Origin of the sequence: Collinsella sp. zg1085 (assembly GCF_018889955.1) — a bacterium.
Taxonomy (GTDB): Bacteria; Actinomycetota; Coriobacteriia; order Coriobacteriales; family Coriobacteriaceae; genus Collinsella.
On record NZ_CP076545.1, the window covers coordinates 480,215 to 495,262 of the forward strand.

A 15,048-nucleotide genomic window follows, 5' to 3' on the forward strand; every position below is an offset into this window, starting at 1 on the left:
CCCAAGCCATTGCGTAAACTTGCAACATTCTTGTAATAGATTCAGCAAACAAGTTTCGGGTGTTTGCCTAGATTGTTGAGCGCGATATGATAAAGCTGAGAAACATCGGAGCAACTACAACGATAGGAGTAGGTATGACAAGCAATACAACTGATGTAGCTAGCCCTCAAAACACCGCAGATAGTGAAACTGCTAGTCAAATGGCTCAACATGCGTTTGCAGAGCTTGTGCGTGCAACGCGCAGCCATCGTCGCTATGACGCACGTGTGCCAGTAAGCAAAGAGCAGCTCAACTATATCCTTGAGATGGCGCGCAACGTGCCATCTGCTATTAATCGGCAGCCGCTGCGCTATCGTGTTGTATCCGATGCAGCAACGTGTGAAGCTGTGTTTCAAACCCTTGGCTGGGCACTTGGTGCTCGCGGACGCGCTATTCCTGAGCCAGGTCAACGCCCAAGCGCTTATCTGGTGATTTGCGACACTGAGCAAACACCCAATGCCGCTGTTGACCGTGGTATTGCGGCTCAGACCATTATGCTTGCCGCGCGTGCGGTTGGCCTTGGTTCGTGTATGCTACATACCTTTAATAAAGCTCGTGCTGCTGAGGTACTTGAGTTGCCTGAAGCGGCTCCACCTGTGATGGTTATCGCACTTGGTGTTTCAACCGATGTGGTACAGCTTGAAGGCGTTGAGAGCTCGCCAGATGGTAGCCTTGCAAATTGGGACGACGAAGCAGGGGTTCATCACGTTCCTAAGCGCAGTCTTGCAGATATGCAAATTTAGCATGCGTGCGCGTTTACACTCGCGCTAAACTAAAGGCTTGCTGCGCGTCGCGGTAGAGGAGGGACCCTTGGCAGAACAGCACGATTTAGTTGATGACCTCATCGACATTAGTAAGGGCTTGGGCGTCCTGCGAAATCCTCTGAGCGGTCTTACCGATACGCTGTTAGGCACGGGCGGTGTTAATCGCCCGGTTTGGAATCCAGCCGATTACAAGGAGAAGCCGCGTGGCAATACCTTACAGTGCATGTTGTGTCGTTATGAGCAAAGTGCCTGTTCAGCCTGTATGGATGTCTGTCCGGTTGACGCTATCACTATTGAGGACGACGCCATTTCTGTTAGCGATGATTGTCGCGAATGTGGTCTTTGCGTTTCGGTTTGTCCAACTGAAAGCTTTGTTTCGCCTAAGATTCAGCCTAAGAAACTGTATGAGCTTATTGCCGCAGCAGCTCAGGCACATGAAACAGCTTATGTAACCTGCACGCGCTCTCTCAAGCGGGTTCCACGTGAGAATGAAGTGGTACTTGCCTGCGTGGGTGATGTATCGCCTGAGCTTTGGTTTGCCATTTTGGCTGAGTATGACAACGTGAGTGTGTTTTTGCCGGTTGATATTTGTGCGCGTTGTAAGACAACTACAGGCGAAGAGCAGCTGAGTGAGTTTATAGCGCAAGGTGAAGAATGGGCGGGAGTAGGTCTGGGGCTTGAGGTTGACGCTCGTGCGTTGCGCTGCGTAAAGCGGCGCGAGTATGAGCGCAAAGAGTTTATGGACAACATTGTGCGCACAACTGGTCTTGCGGTATCAAAATTCAATCCTGCAACTGCCGCTTTGATGAGCGTGACGCAAAAGCTCCGTGAGCACAGCAATCGGCTGAGTGATTTAGAAAAAACACTGAGCACGGCAGCTGGTATTAGTTCAGAAAAACGGCGACGGATTTTGCAGCAGGGGCGCCAGCTCATGTTGTCGGCGCTTCAACTTCACCCTGAGCTGGCGCAATCGGTGCGTGTGTGGTTGCCAGAGTGCGATTATAGTCGGTGCGCAATGTGTGCCGAGTGCGTACGTCAGTGCCCAGTACATGCTTGTGATTTAGTGGCTAGTGGTCGTTTTAAGGTGGAGCCTGAGTATTGCGTTGGCTGTGGTTTGTGCGCAGAGGTGTGTCCTAATCGAGCGTTGTCAATGCATGAGTGCAATTGTGAGCAGCTTGTTGTATCTGACCCAGCTATTGAGAAGAAAAAGCAGGCAGAACAACTTGTTGCAACGCGTGCTGCAGCAGCAGGCGCCGCCGCCCGCAAAAAACTTGATAGCCTGCTTGACCAGGTTGAAAAGCTCGGGGAATAAGTCTGTCCTGTTGTGCACGTATACCACCAATGGGCGCTGGGCATTTTGCATGGGAAATGCCCTAATTGCTGCCATGGTGCATCGAATTGGCAAGGTTTTGGCTGGACGACACAAAGAGAGGTACTAGAACAAGCTGCTGTGCGCTGCCAGGCGGAAGATGCTAGTTAAGGGCGTGAAAAAGCCATGACTCACCTACACCAACGACGCGCCGCATTACGGTGCTTAGAACTATAAGATTTGTGTCCAGACGCTCAGATACAATACTTTTATAGATAGCCCTACGGTGCTTGGAGCACACTATGTCAGATGAGCGAAGCGCTAATCAGCAGGTCAGTAATACCTCTCAGGTAGATGCTGCACATATGGCAGCAGTTCAGGCAGTGCACACGGTTTGCTTGAACAAGATTGCGAGCGTCACACCTGCACCACTAGATGGGGCATCTGCTAATCATAAGAGTATTTACGACCTAGACCCGAGCACTGCGTATTACACGCTTGGGAGAGAAGACTTACACGATTACCTCAAGCATATGGAAGAGGAAAGAAAGGCTAAACTCATCGAACAGGCTCGAGCTGAAGGCAAAAATATTGACGAGGAGTTTTTACAAAGTCTTGAAAAACCCACCATTGAGGCTCCAACCGGCTTTCTCTGGGGTGTGTTTGGCTTTCTGGCGTTTATGGCTATGCTGGCAATCTTTGTCGATGTTATCTACATTGTGTATCTCTTGATTAGCTATATAGACCCTCATAGCTATATTGCTGTCTGGAAGTATTACGCGGGTATTGGCGCATTTCCACTCTTGTTGTTTTTTGACATTGTGTACCTGTCTCGCTCTACGGGGAGTACACAAACGCTTTTTGAAGACATGCTGGAAAGCGCAATAATGACTCTTGATATCACGTGCGTATTCGCATCGCTTCCAGCTATGATTTATTTTTTGTACATGTTAGTACAGCAGACAAACAAAAGCATTGATTTTCCTTGGTGGCATTATGCCATCTGTATTATCTTGCCGGTTTATACTGCTAAGTTTGCTAAGTTTGGGCTGTTTGCGGGCGCAAAAAGCTATAAAGAACGTGAGGTGTATAAAGAAGAACAAAGAGAAAAAGCAGAGCAACGTCGTCGTAAGCAAGAAGAGCAAGCACGTTTAGCCGCAGAGCACGCTGCTCAGAGCCCGCAGATTCATCCGCGTGTCTATAAACAAATGAAAAAACAAGGTTTGGTTTGTCCGCATTGTGGAAGCTTAGATGTCGTTTTGATTACCTCACGTGGTAATTTTTCAATTGGAAATGCCTTACTTGGCAACTTTATTACCAATAGCTCGCTTGGTTATCTAGCTGGGTTTATTCCATCAAAATACAAACAAACCTTCATTTGTAACAACTGTGGCAAAAAGTACAAGAAGAAAGTTAAATAGGAGTGGCATGCGGCGAAGAGAGCTACTAGAGCATACTGCCGCATACCATCAGCTGCTAATAGTCCACAATTGTGCGCATGGTGTGGGTTGCCGCGTGGATTTCTTCGCTTGATAAGTAGTTAATGCTGCCTGGGATACTTGCTTTCAGCACGCTTGAGGTAAGAGCATAGGTAATAATTTCGTCTGCAACCCAAGCCTTATGAATACCATGAATAATTCCAGCAGCAAAGGAGTCTCCGCATCCTGAATGCTCACCGCTCATGATTTCGCGCGGTCCAGCATAGGCAAAGGTACCGTCTTTGTACAACAGAGCGCTCCAGCGTCCAATACCGCTGGTTGCAAGGGAGCGAATCTCAATAGCTACGGTATGGCAACCAAATTTCATGGTGAGGTCTTGCGCAACATCACGGTAATAGTCTAAAAATCCCAGCGTCGTTATCTTGTTAGGCATAATGCCTGCTTGAGGAAATAGGCTCCAGATATCCTCATCGTTTGCAATACATACATCAATGAAAGGCAAAAACTCATTCCAGCTTTGGCGTGCTTCCTCAACTGTCCACATGCGTGACCGAAAGTTCAAGTCGCAAAAGGTTTGAATGCCGCGTCCCTTACAGGCATGTAAAGCATCAAGCAAGGCAAGTCGCAACTCAGCATTGATAGCGGCAAGTGTTCCTGAGAAATAAAAGGAATCAATGCCATTGAGCAGGCTGTCCCAGTCAAAATCGCTTCGACTCAGCAGGGTAATGGGTGTGTTATTGCGATCATATACCACGTTGGCTGGTCGCTCGCCACTCCCGCGCTCAAAATAAAATAACCCCATACGTCCCGGAACTTGCTGTACACGTGATAGGTCAATACCCGCTCCTGCAAGTGTCATTACAACTTTTTTTGCCAGACGGTTATCGCTGATGGTTGTCATATATGCAACACGTTCACCCTGACTCGCAAGCGATAGTGCCGTCATAGCTTCAGCACCTTCAACAAAAAGTTGGAGGTCTTCTGTCTGTTCAATACGCTGATTTCCATGAGGGGAGAGTCGAATGAGCGCCTCGCCAAAGCAAAGCGTCTTATTTGAAAACGTAAAACTGTTCATAAACAAGCCTCGTTTTCGTGCGAGGGGATGGTTTGCATGGTATGTATCATAGCATGGTCATCTGGAGTGAACTAAAAAATGCAAGTGCGCAGATTCCAAGAACAATGGTGATTGAGTTAGCCAGACCTGCAAGCCCATAATCAGCTTTTATCCATAAGGTATAAACCGGCCCGAGCGAAGCAATGGGTGACCATACAAGCGTGCTAACAACAAGTCGATGCTCTAAACTGAGTGGCAGGCAGAAAAAAACAAACAAGGACATTACGGTGCTTAATAGTATGCGACCACCAACAAGTCTGCAGAGTTTCTCTAGTTTTTGCTTGTCTACGTGAAAGTTAATCATAAGCCCAATCATGAAAAGAGATAGAAAGGCATTTGCTTGTGATAGGGGTTCGGTTATAGCAATAAGCTCGTTTGGAATGGTGATGTTGAGCAGCGCCACTAGTATAAGCACTAGATAAGTGTCAAAAGCGATAGATGAAATAAGCCGTTTGAATGGGTTCAGGGTGCACGGTCTATCCTCTGTCTGCGCGAGAAGCATCTGTGTTGCTGTGTAACTTCCGCCGGTGACCATGAGGGCGTTTCCCGCATCAAACAGGCAGGTGAGTACAGCAGCAAAGGGTGGAAAAAGGGCTTGTATGAAGGGGAGTGCAAAGCAGCCAATATTAAAGCCTGAGATGTTGAGTAGGTAGAGCTTACGATCTGAGACGGGCGTGTTTTGCGTGAAATAGGCACTGATAGCAAAAGGGATAACAGTGCACAAAAACCCCAGCAATACGAGATACATTGCATCCAGCGTAACAGTCGTGGTTCCAAAGGCGTGGATAATGGCTGCGGGTAATGTGAAACTAAATACTATCTTTGATAGATTTTGGCTGGTATTACCATCAACAAGCTTGCGAGACCGCGCGATAATGCCTAAGAAAATGATGTTTATAAAGGCAAGTATTTTGAAAGCAATCAAATTCATCATATTCCTTTATACATGTGATGCAATCTCGTATGCGCTAGCTCGAAGTATGCGCACATGGCGTAGAAGCTCTTGTGCATCAATGGGGAGCTCAAGTGTATCGAGCTGTATGCGCACCGGACTATATCCCATGTTGAGATTAGCCTGAACCAAGCGTTGCTGCCTAGTATTCAGGGTTGTTTTCCAAGCTTCAAGCTCGTGTATATCGAGGCAAAGATATGTTGATGCGCCAAGCTTTTGGAGATGGATATGAGCAATACTATCCCATGCAATAAAGCCCGGCGAAAGCATACTTGTGAAATCATATATACCGGTCGTATTGATACGCAGTAACTCACGTGGAAAGCAAAGTTTTTTGACATGTACTACTAGTATGAGACAGCTGAATGGCAGCCCAAGGTGGCCAACTAGCGCCTTAAACAAAAGCGGGTTGTCTACTCCTTTCAGCTCGGGGCTTACAAGTGCTAAAACCGCCGCAACGAGCATGCAAAGGCTCATGCAGATAAGACCGCATTGTTTGAGAGGCCTACGTTGTGCAAAGACACGCATAAAAGTATTTCACCGTCCTGTCATCTATACCGAATGTGGTTAAGCATACTCCTCTTGAACGTCGTCCCGTTACATATGAAGAAAATATGTCTGAAATGAGCTATAAATTTGAAGAAACTATGTGTATAAGCGTTAAAAGGTCGATTTTTCTCCTTAAACGGTCAATAAATATGGATAAAAAGTGTTTTAGACATATTTAATTCACATAATTTGAATAAAGTAGCAGAAATTTTATAGAGAAACTATGATGTAAACACCGAATGACAGCTGACTGAGGAAAGGGAGCAGCCATGTCAAAGAAGTTCATTGTGGGGGTGACGTCGTGCATGATAGGTATTGCGCATACCTATATGGCGGCGGAGGCAATGGAGCGTGCACTTAAGAAGGCGGGGTGCGACTGCAAGGTTGAGCTCCAAGGTGCGAATGGAACCGAGAACGAGCTTACTGAAGAAGACCTTGCACGCTGTGATGCGGCATTAATTGCTGCGGATGTGCGCATCAAAAAGATAGAGCGCTTTCAGCCCATTCCAACACTTACTGTCGGAACCGAGGAAGTCATTAAAGATGGCGATGGCATTGTTGCTGAACTTTTGGAGGCGATTGGATAATGGCAGAGATTCAACGCAAGGGTGCAAAAGCAAAGAAGAAAAGTGAGCTTGTTCGCATGAAAGACGCCATTATGACAGGCGTTTCTTACATGATTCCCTTTATTGTGGGCGGTGGTGTGTTACAAGGAATTGCAAAGGCTATGGGTGGATATGACATTGCTGCTCAAGCGGCAAATCTACCCTGGTCAGAGTTTACGCTCGCAATGACCATCCACGCTATTGGAGCCGCCATATTTACTGTTGCCGTTCCAATCATTGGTGCCTATGTTGCCTTTGCTCTAGCCGATAAACCAGGAATCGCTCCGGGTTTTGCTGTGGGTGTTGTGTCCACGACGGTGGCTGCGGGCTTCTTGGGTGCTCTCGTGGGCGGTATCATGGCAGCTTATGTAACTAACTATCTAAAGGAGCTTTCACGCAAAGTTCCTGAAGATGTGAAATCGGTCTTTCCTATTTTGCTAATCCCGGTTGGTTCTACTCTTATATGTTGCCTCATGATGTGGTACGTCATCGGTGTGCCCATCGGTTGGCTTATGACGGGTCTTGAGACATTGTTGACAAACCTTCAGGGTTTTGGTCGTTTTGCCTTTGGTGCAGCAATTGGTGCCGGCATGTCAACCGACCAAGGAGGTCCTATCTCAAAGGCGGTGGCTCTCTTTACCAACGGCCTCAATACTCAGGGCATTTTAGGACCTACCGCTTCAAAGATGTGCGGTGGCATGCAAAATCCTCTAGGCATATGCATTGCCATGTTACTTGGTGGCAAAAAGAAGTTCTCAAAGAAAGAGCGCTCAACAATTGTTTCTGGTTTGGTACTTGGCTGCTGCTATATCCAAGAGTACGTGATTCCGTTTCTCATTAAAGACACTTGGCGCTGCATTATTCCGTGCATGATTGGTGGCGCGGTGTCAGGCGGTACGGTTATGCTCTTGGGTGTGGAGTCTGCAGCTGTGCACGGCGGTGTATTTGTTGTTGCTATGATGAGCAACCCACTAGTCTTTGTGGGTTGCTGGCTGTTAGGTGCATGTGTAACCGGTGTCTTGTATGCCATTTTGCGTCAACCTCTTGAGCCCGATATGACCGATGGCGGTAACGCTATTCTTGATCAGTTGATGGACTAGTGTTTGAGAACTGAGTGTTGATAAACGAGAGCGCGGCCCCGAGATGGTTAGCTGCGTTATAGCTTGAAAGGCATGAGTTCATGTATGTATCTATGAAAGAAATGCTTCTCCATGCAAGTGAGCATCGCTATGCAGTTATGGCAATTAATTGTGTCAATCTTGAGCAGGCAAAGGCAATTTGTTATGCAGCTGACGCAGAGGCCGCGCCCGTTATTATCAATATTTCTCCCCGGCAAATGAAAGCGCATGCGACACCAGAGGTAATGGTGCCGCTTATTCGAGCGCTCGCTGAGCCATTGGATGTGCCTGTGGCACTAAATCTTGACCATGGTGCTGAGTTCAAGGATATTACGCGTTGTATACGAGCGGGTTACTCAAGTGTGATGGTCGATGCCTCACAGTATGATTTTGAGGAGAATATACGCCGCACACGTCTTGTTACAGCGCTTGCTCATGAGCGTGGTATTTCGGTTGAGGCTGAACTTGGACACGTTGGTCAGGCAGCTGCAGGAGATGGGCAAGAGGCAGATTTTTATACTCGTGTGGATAAGGCGGTAGAGTTTGTTGAGCGGACGCATTGTGATGCTCTGGCTGTGGCAATTGGTACGGCACATGGGTCATATCCTGACAATTACGTGCCGCAGCTTGATTTTGACAGGCTTGCTCAGTTAAAAGAAGCCCTTAACATGCCCTTAGTATTGCATGGTGGTTCAGGTGCAGGTGAGGCTAATATTCGCAAAGCTGTGGCGCTTGGTATCAACAAGATTAACGTATGCACCGATTTGTTTCGTCATCAGCGCGCAGCTATGCACAAGCAACTCAATACAGAGCCCACAATCGATTATATGGATATTCAGATGCATGGTATGCAGGCCGCTTGCGCATTCATTCGCTCTTATATGCACATGATAGGTTCGAGTGGGCGTTATCAATTTAGGCATACAGGGGACGCGTATGATTAGTCTATTGCACGCAGGTTACGGTTTATAGAGAGGTTGGAAGCGCATATGATTAACTTTGAGTTTTTGGTTCCCACGAAAGTGTTATTTGGAAAAGATACCGAGGCTGAGGCGGGTCGGCTCGTTAAAGAGTTTGGCGGTCACAAAGTATTACTTCACTGGGGTGGGTCCTACGTTCGCGAGACCGGTTTGTTACAGCGTGTGCAAGCTGGTTTAGACGCTGAACACATTTCCTACGTTGAGTTTGATGGAGTAGTGCCTAATCCTCGGCTTTCTCTTGTTAAACGAGGCGTTGAACTTTGCCGTCGCGAAGGAGTTGACTTTGTTTTAGCAATTGGAGGCGGCTCGGCGATAGACTCTGCAAAAGCAATTGCATATGGCTTAGCAAACGACTTTGAGCTTGAAGACCTTTTTATGCATAAGGTAACTACTAATGCCATTGCTAAGCTGGGTGCTATTACTACGCTTGCAGGCACTGGTTCTGAAACATCAAATTCAACCGTTATCAACGTCGATACGCTTGATACTGGTGTTGAATATAAGCGCTCCTATAATCATGAGTGTGCCCGCCCGCTTTTTGCCATCATGAATCCTGAGCTAACTTATTCGGTACCGGCATTTCAAACGGCAGCGCCTGGTGCAGATATTATGTTGCATACTATGGAGCGCTATTTTACGCAGGAGCGCGGTGCCCATCTTACTGATGCGCTTGCAGAGGCGCTTATGCGAACTGTGCGTACAGCTGTGCCCGAAGCGGTGGCACATCCACAGAGCTATGAAGCACGTGCTAATTTATTGTGGGCTGGCTCGTTGTCGCACAATGGTTTGACGGGTGCTGGTGTTGTAGGCGATTTTGCGTGTCATGCCATCGAACATGAAATAGGAGCACTTTTTGATGTGGCGCACGGTGCAGGTTTAACGGCTATTTGGTCAAGTTGGGCGCGCTACGTTATTGATGCATGTCCTGAGCGCTTTGCCCAGTTTGCCGTTAATGTGTTTGGTGTTACGCAAGATTTTTCAAATCCGAAAAAGACAGGGCTTCGGGGTATTCAGGCTTGGGAGCATTGGTGTTTGAGTATTGGTCTACCTATTACCCTAGGTGAGCTGGGTATTTTCCCAACTGATGCAGAGTTGACCGCAATTGCCAAGGGAGCTTGCGCTGCGCGTGGAACAGAGAAAATCGGCGCGTTTATGCAACTTGGCACAGACGATATTGAGGCGATTTTGCGCATGGCACAGGGCTAGACCTGGTAGCAGAAGGGGGGCGCAGATGACAGAATTTGTTCGAGCGCAAAACGTCTATCTTGATGTGGAGTTGCACTCAAAAGATGAGGTTCTGCTGTTCTTGTCACAGATGGCAGAGCAGTGTGGCTATACCGCAAACGCCGAGGTAGTTAAGCGAGCCTTTGTAGAGCGTGAAGCTTTGGGGCCAACGGGCATGATTGATGGCATTGCGGTACCGCACGCTAAATCGGCTGCAATTTCTCATGCGGGAGTACTAGTTGTTCGCTTTACTGAGGCGCTTGATACATGGGAGAGCATTGATGGTTCACCGGTGTCAGTGGCTATTGCTCTGCTCGTGCCTGAGGCTGCATCAGGCGATGGGCACGTTGCTTTGCTGGCGCGTGTAGCGCGAGCGCACATGGACAATGAACTTCGTACGTGTATTAAGATATCTGATGACCCCGCGCACGTTGCAGCTTGTATAAACGCGCTGCTGGACTAGCTGTAAAGAAGTTTATGAAACTCATGGACGTTAGCGAGAGCTGCGCGGTATCCTAAGCGCACGGTGCCTGTGCGCTACAGTACAGCGAAGAGAGCTTCTGCCTGATACGCCATAGTACGGCGCACGGGTGCGCATAACCTGCTATGATGTGCACTGTATCGCATTGTATTTGTGCACGTGTGCAGGGTCAAAGTGTGGCTACGTTTTGACCTTGCCCACAGCAACAGACGCGCCAACCTGCAAGGGAGTTTCATGGACCGCATCAAAATCGCTCAGCTCTATGCTGATGCTGCAACGTTTGCTCAACAAACGATTACGGTTGCCGGCTGGGTAAAGTCGGTGCGTGATATGAAAAATTTTGGCTTTGTAACGCTTAATGATGGTAGTTGCTTTGCAGACTTGCAAGTTGTTATGAATCGCGACAGTTTGCCTAACTATGATGACATTGCGCACCAAAATGTCTCTGCAGCGCTCATCGCCACCGGTACAATTAAGCTCACGCCCGATGCCCCGCAGCCTTTTGAGCTTGTGGCGAGCTCCATGGTGGTCGAGGGTACATCCACACCTGAGTATCCTTTGCAGAAAAAGCGTGCCACCCTTGAGTTTTTGCGCACGCAGCAGCATTTGCGTCCACGCACCAATTTGTTCCGTGCAGTTTTTCGCATTCGCTCTGTTGCGGCTGCTTCTATTCATCGCTTCTTTCAGGAGCGCGGTTTTGTATACGTAAACACCCCTGTTATCACGGCTAATGATGCTGAGGGTGCAGGCGAGATGTTTCATGTAACAACAATTGACCCTGCAAATCCGCCTCAAACTGAGGAAGGCGCAATAGATTACACGCAGGATTTCTTCGGTAAGCCAGCCTCGTTGACGGTATCGGGTCAGCTTAATGCTGAGAACTTTGCCATGGCCTTTGGTGATGTATACACCTTTGGTCCAACCTTTCGTGCTGAAAACTCAAATACTGCGCGGCATGCAGCTGAGTTTTGGATGATTGAGCCTGAGATTGCCTTTGCCAATCTAAACGATGATATGAACCTCGCCGAAGACATGCTGAAATATGTCATTTCAGATGTTATGCAGACCTGCAAAGACGAACTTACCATGCTCAATACGTTTGTTGATAAGGGGCTCATCGAGCGCCTAACGCACGTGGCTCATTCAGATTTTGCACGTGTGACCTACACAGAGGCAATTGATATTCTTGAGCAAGCGGTTGCAGCTGGTCATAGCTTTGAGTTCCCAGTTTCATGGGGTATTGACCTTCAAACCGAGCATGAGCGTTTCTTAACCGAGCAGCATTTTAAGTGCCCAACCTTTGTAACCGACTATCCGCGTGACATCAAGGCCTTCTACATGCGTCTCAATGAGGACGGCAAAACGGTGGCTGCAATGGATTGTTTAGTGCCTGGCATTGGTGAGATTATTGGTGGCAGTCAGCGCGAGGAGCGGCTTGAGGTGCTGGAGCAGCGAATTGCTGAGCTGGGTATGGAAGCTGAGCAATATCGTCACTACCTCGACCTGCGGCGCTATGGCAGCTGTGCACATGCAGGCTATGGCTTGGGTTTTGAGCGTTTGGTTATGTATCTCACGGGTGTTTCTAATATTCGCGACGTTATTCCGCATCCGCGCACGGTAGGAAACGCTGAGTTTTAGAAGGTGGTCACCCGCCGGTACTGTTAGTTGCTGGCGGTGGCTCCAAGCTCGTTGATAAGGCAATCCACTTGACAGCTGAGCATGGTGCTCAGGGCTGCTTGGTGATTTTTGGCATTGGTGCCTGCACAAAGGTTTCCCCATACCACCAGGGGTACCTCTGGAAGGCTCGCCTTGATGAGCAGAGCATTACTTGCAACGCAAATATCGGTCGCCACACCGCAAAGCTCAATGCGGTCTATGGCTTGTTTGCGATGCTCTTGTGCTAACCAATCAGCCAGTGCGATAGAGCCAAAGGTAGGTTTTTCAAAAACACGTACCTTGCGTTCTGCTTGCAGGCGGGCGAGTGCGGGAATAAGCTGCCAGCCTTCGGTATTTGCTATACAGTGCTTAATGGGAAGGCGTCTGCCTTCCTGTGTTTCGGAGTAGTGCTCATCGTGGGTATCCTGTGTAAATACCAGTGTACCAGGATAGCTTTGTGCATAGGCAACCACCTGATCGGCAATGGCCACGGCTGCTGCTGAACCCATGCTTCCGGTAACAAAGTCATTTTGCATATCAATAACAACCAAGTACGAGTTTGACATGGTGCCTCCTCAGCACGGTAGTTTTATAAAGCCGCAGCTACTAAGGATTATATGGTCTGTATCTATATGCGAGCGTGAGAGGAGCAAAATACCAGAATAACAAGCAAATATGCTGAGATGTGTTTTGCAGTTTGGCATATTTGAGCGTGCATCTACAGGTGTAAAGAGTTGATGCGAGCATCAGCGCGTTACGCTCTCGTTTGTTCGTTTGCCCGTGCGTCTGTTTGCTCGTGTGCCCGTTTGTCAGTGCGCCCGTTTTCCCCTGTCCGTGATAGTGCATTCTCTTCGTATTTTTGAACTGTGGTGAAAAAACTGGCGACGTCGCGGAATAATGGCTGCAAACACAAGTGACATCTTAGAAGGATAGCAATATGTTTGATGATGGAATACAGCTGGGTCGCAACGATATGTGCTGGTGTGGCAGCGAGAAAAAATATAAGAAGTGCCATATGGGCTTTGATGAGCGCTTGCAACAATGTGCGCACGCAGGCGCAGAGGTTTTGCCACGTTCCTTATATAAAACAGCGGCAGACATTGAAGGTATGAAAAAAAGCGCTGAGATTAATCGCGGCGCACTTGATTATGTTGCCGCACACATTAAACCCGGTATCTCAACGGCTGAGATAGACCGTTGGGTACATGATTACACCGTTGAGCATGGCGCTATTCCGGCACCTCTTAATTATGAGGGTTTCCCTAAGTCGTGTTGTACCTCAATAAATAATGTAGTGTGTCACGGTATACCCTCTGAGCAGGAAATTCTCAATGAAGGTGACATTATCAATGTAGACTGCTCAACTATTCTAAATGGCTATTTCTCCGATTCGTCGCGAATGTTCCTAGTCGGTGAGGTGTCTGATGAGCGCCAGCGCTTGGTTGAAGTGACAAAACGCTCGGTTGAGGCTGGGCTTGCGGCAGTAAAGCCGTGGGGTTATCTGGGTGATGTTGCGCATGCGGTACAGACCTGTGTTGAAGAGGCGGGTATGAGCGTGGTGCGTGAGTTTGGCGGACACGGTATTGGCCTCGAGTTTCACGAAGACCCCTTTGTAGGTTTTGTTGGTGAGCCGGGTGAAGGTGTGGTACTTGCGCCGGGCTTTTGTTTTACGATTGAGCCTATGGTAAACGCTGGTCGCCCACAGATACATATAAGCGAGGACGATGGCTGGACAGTGACTACCGCTGACGGGTCTGATTCTGCGCAGTGGGAGGTTCAGCTGGTGGTAACTGAGGAGGGCTACGAGCTTCTGAGTTGGTAACTACGCCACAGCGCAGAAAGAACTTACATGACCTTTGTCCAGCTAAAATATGTACTTGCAATTGCCTGTGAAGGCTCGATGAGTCGTGCTGCTAAGGCGTTGTTTATTTCTCAGCCATCGCTTTCAAATGCCGTGCAAGAGCTTGAGTCTGAACTGGGAATTACGCTGTTTCATCGCACCACAACAGGTGTGGTTGTTACTACTGACGGTGCTGAGTTTTTGCGATATGCCCACCAGGTTATTGAACAGACCAAGCTAATTGAGGAGCGCTATTTTGGTAGCGCTCCCATTAAGCATCAGTTTTGTGTGTCGACGCAGCACTATTCGTTTGCGGTTGAAGCCTTTGTCGAGTTAATTCGGCAGCTCGGTGGTCCAGAATACGACTTTCGTTTACGAGAAACACAGACCTTTGAGATTATCGAGGATGTAGCAGCTCTTCGCTCTGAGGTGGGCGTGCTCTACCTCAACGACTTTAATCGTAGTGTGATAGAAAAATGCCTCGCTGATAATGAGCTTATCTTTACCCAGCTGTTTGTTGCAAAGCCACATGTCTTTGTTGGAGCACATTCGCCTTTAGCAGGTCTACCTTCCGTAACGCTTCATGATTTGGCACCATTTCCGCGACTTTCGTATGAGCAGGGTGATGAGCATAATGCCTTTTATTTTGCTGAGGAGTTGCAGAGCACGCGGGAGAGCGCGAAAGATATTTTGGTGCGTGACCGTGCAACCTTGTTTAATCTCATGTTGGGGCTAGACGGTTATACAATAAGCAGTGGGGTCATTAATGCAGAGCTTAACGGGCCACAGATTGTTGCAGTTCCTCTGGATGTGGATGATGCCATGGAAATTGGCTACATCACGCATACTCGGGTGGCGCCGGGTGTCTTTGCCGAGCGCTATATTGCAGAACTCAAACGATGTGCCGATGCCGCTCGTCAATCAGGGATTGCGCAATAGGGCAATAGAGCAATAGGGCAATTGGGTCTGAACGCGTTT

The 15,048-nt window shown here is 48.3% G+C and carries 15 protein-coding genes; 11 read left to right on the forward strand and 4 right to left on the reverse strand.

Translation table 11 applies throughout. The features are described from left to right. Positions 1-134 precede the first annotated feature (134 nt). From KPC83_RS01970 to KPC83_RS01980, 3 genes are all read left to right on the forward strand, one after another. Positions 135-782, forward strand: a complete 648-nt coding sequence (locus KPC83_RS01970) for a nitroreductase family protein (protein ID WP_216278903.1) — start codon at positions 135-137, stop codon at positions 780-782. 67 nt (positions 783-849) lie between these two features. Continuing rightward, a complete protein-coding gene (locus KPC83_RS01975) occupies positions 850-2,115 on the forward strand; it encodes a 4Fe-4S binding protein (RefSeq protein ID WP_216278904.1) in 1,266 nt (421 codons plus the stop codon). 299 nt (positions 2,116-2,414) lie between these two features. Continuing rightward, positions 2,415-3,533: a hypothetical protein gene (locus KPC83_RS01980; protein ID WP_216278905.1), complete on the forward strand. Its 1,119-nt coding sequence runs from the start codon at positions 2,415-2,417 to the stop codon at positions 3,531-3,533. A gap of 55 nt (positions 3,534-3,588) precedes the next feature. Here KPC83_RS01980 and KPC83_RS01985 read toward each other — a convergent pair whose 3' ends face one another. From KPC83_RS01985 to KPC83_RS07270, 3 genes are read right to left on the reverse strand one after another with little or no spacing between them, the layout of a single operon-like run. After that, the gene (locus KPC83_RS01985) at positions 3,589-4,626 is read right to left on the reverse strand and encodes a sugar kinase (RefSeq protein ID WP_216278906.1); all 1,038 of its coding nucleotides are present in this window, start codon (positions 4,624-4,626) and stop codon (positions 3,589-3,591) included. Between the two features lie 46 nt (positions 4,627-4,672). Further along, complete coding sequence (locus KPC83_RS01990) at positions 4,673-5,596, reverse strand: AEC family transporter (protein WP_216278907.1); 924 nt, start codon at positions 5,594-5,596, stop codon at positions 4,673-4,675. Between the two features lie 9 nt (positions 5,597-5,605). Continuing rightward, positions 5,606-6,145 carry an STM3941 family protein gene (locus KPC83_RS07270; protein ID WP_305828553.1) on the reverse strand — a complete coding sequence of 180 codons (540 nt, stop codon included), beginning with the start codon at positions 6,143-6,145 and terminating at the stop codon, positions 5,606-5,608. A gap of 290 nt (positions 6,146-6,435) precedes the next feature. Between KPC83_RS07270 and KPC83_RS02000 the strand changes: the two genes are divergently transcribed. The 6 genes from KPC83_RS02000 (at position 6,436) to asnS (ending at position 12,212) form a co-directional block, all read left to right on the forward strand. Then, positions 6,436-6,753, forward strand: coding sequence for a PTS fructose transporter subunit IIB (locus KPC83_RS02000; RefSeq protein WP_216278909.1), 318 nt, complete (start codon positions 6,436-6,438; stop codon positions 6,751-6,753). Then, positions 6,753-7,871, forward strand: coding sequence for a PTS fructose transporter subunit IIC (locus KPC83_RS02005; protein WP_216278910.1), 1,119 nt, complete (start codon positions 6,753-6,755; stop codon positions 7,869-7,871). The genes KPC83_RS02000 and KPC83_RS02005 overlap by 1 nt, the downstream gene beginning before the upstream one ends. Positions 7,872-7,951: 80 nt before the next feature. After that, positions 7,952-8,833 carry a class II fructose-bisphosphate aldolase gene (locus tag KPC83_RS02010; RefSeq protein ID WP_216278911.1) on the forward strand — a complete coding sequence of 294 codons (882 nt, stop codon included), beginning with the start codon at positions 7,952-7,954 and terminating at the stop codon, positions 8,831-8,833. Positions 8,834-8,878: 45 nt separating this feature from the next. Further along, positions 8,879-10,075, forward strand: a complete 1,197-nt coding sequence (locus KPC83_RS02015; protein ID WP_216278912.1) for an iron-containing alcohol dehydrogenase — start codon at positions 8,879-8,881, stop codon at positions 10,073-10,075. A gap of 25 nt (positions 10,076-10,100) precedes the next feature. Further along, positions 10,101-10,556, forward strand: a complete 456-nt coding sequence (locus KPC83_RS02020) for a PTS sugar transporter subunit IIA (protein WP_216278913.1) — start codon at positions 10,101-10,103, stop codon at positions 10,554-10,556. Positions 10,557-10,808: 252 nt separating this feature from the next. After that, entirely contained in the window at positions 10,809-12,212 is a 1,404-nt protein-coding gene (gene asnS, locus KPC83_RS02025) for an asparagine--tRNA ligase (protein WP_216278914.1), read from the forward strand. Between the two features lie 23 nt (positions 12,213-12,235). On the opposite strand, the gene KPC83_RS02030 is transcribed toward asnS, so the two are convergent. Then, positions 12,236-12,796, reverse strand: coding sequence for a cysteine hydrolase family protein (locus KPC83_RS02030; protein WP_216278915.1), 561 nt, complete (start codon positions 12,794-12,796; stop codon positions 12,236-12,238). 371 nt (positions 12,797-13,167) lie between these two features. Between KPC83_RS02030 and map the strand changes: the two genes are divergently transcribed. Next, positions 13,168-14,052 (forward strand): type I methionyl aminopeptidase, encoded by an 885-nt coding sequence (map, locus tag KPC83_RS02035; RefSeq protein WP_216278916.1) that lies wholly within the window; start codon positions 13,168-13,170, stop codon positions 14,050-14,052. Positions 14,053-14,079: 27 nt separating this feature from the next. Then, positions 14,080-15,009, forward strand: coding sequence for a LysR family transcriptional regulator (locus KPC83_RS02040; RefSeq protein ID WP_216278917.1), 930 nt, complete (start codon positions 14,080-14,082; stop codon positions 15,007-15,009). Positions 15,010-15,048 lie beyond the last annotated feature (39 nt).

Coding starts and splice junctions, on each gene's coding strand:
- KPC83_RS01970 (WP_216278903.1), top strand. CDS start 135: ATGACAAGCAATACAACTGATGTAGCTAGCCCTCAAAACACCGCAGAT.
- KPC83_RS01980 (WP_216278905.1), top strand. CDS start 2,415: ATGTCAGATGAGCGAAGCGCTAATCAGCAGGTCAGTAATACCTCTCAG.
- KPC83_RS01985 (WP_216278906.1), bottom strand. CDS start 4,626: ATGAACAGTTTTACGTTTTCAAATAAGACGCTTTGCTTTGGCGAGGCG.
- KPC83_RS01990 (WP_216278907.1), bottom strand. CDS start 5,596: ATGAATTTGATTGCTTTCAAAATACTTGCCTTTATAAACATCATTTTC.
- KPC83_RS07270 (WP_305828553.1), bottom strand. CDS start 6,145: ATGCGTGTCTTTGCACAACGTAGGCCTCTCAAACAATGCGGTCTTATC.
- KPC83_RS02000 (WP_216278909.1), top strand. CDS start 6,436: ATGTCAAAGAAGTTCATTGTGGGGGTGACGTCGTGCATGATAGGTATT.
- KPC83_RS02005 (WP_216278910.1), top strand. CDS start 6,753: ATGGCAGAGATTCAACGCAAGGGTGCAAAAGCAAAGAAGAAAAGTGAG.
- KPC83_RS02010 (WP_216278911.1), top strand. CDS start 7,952: ATGTATGTATCTATGAAAGAAATGCTTCTCCATGCAAGTGAGCATCGC.
- KPC83_RS02015 (WP_216278912.1), top strand. CDS start 8,879: ATGATTAACTTTGAGTTTTTGGTTCCCACGAAAGTGTTATTTGGAAAA.
- KPC83_RS02020 (WP_216278913.1), top strand. CDS start 10,101: ATGACAGAATTTGTTCGAGCGCAAAACGTCTATCTTGATGTGGAGTTG.
- asnS (WP_216278914.1), top strand. CDS start 10,809: ATGGACCGCATCAAAATCGCTCAGCTCTATGCTGATGCTGCAACGTTT.
- KPC83_RS02030 (WP_216278915.1), bottom strand. CDS start 12,796: ATGTCAAACTCGTACTTGGTTGTTATTGATATGCAAAATGACTTTGTT.
- map (WP_216278916.1), top strand. CDS start 13,168: ATGTTTGATGATGGAATACAGCTGGGTCGCAACGATATGTGCTGGTGT.
- KPC83_RS02040 (WP_216278917.1), top strand. CDS start 14,080: ATGACCTTTGTCCAGCTAAAATATGTACTTGCAATTGCCTGTGAAGGC.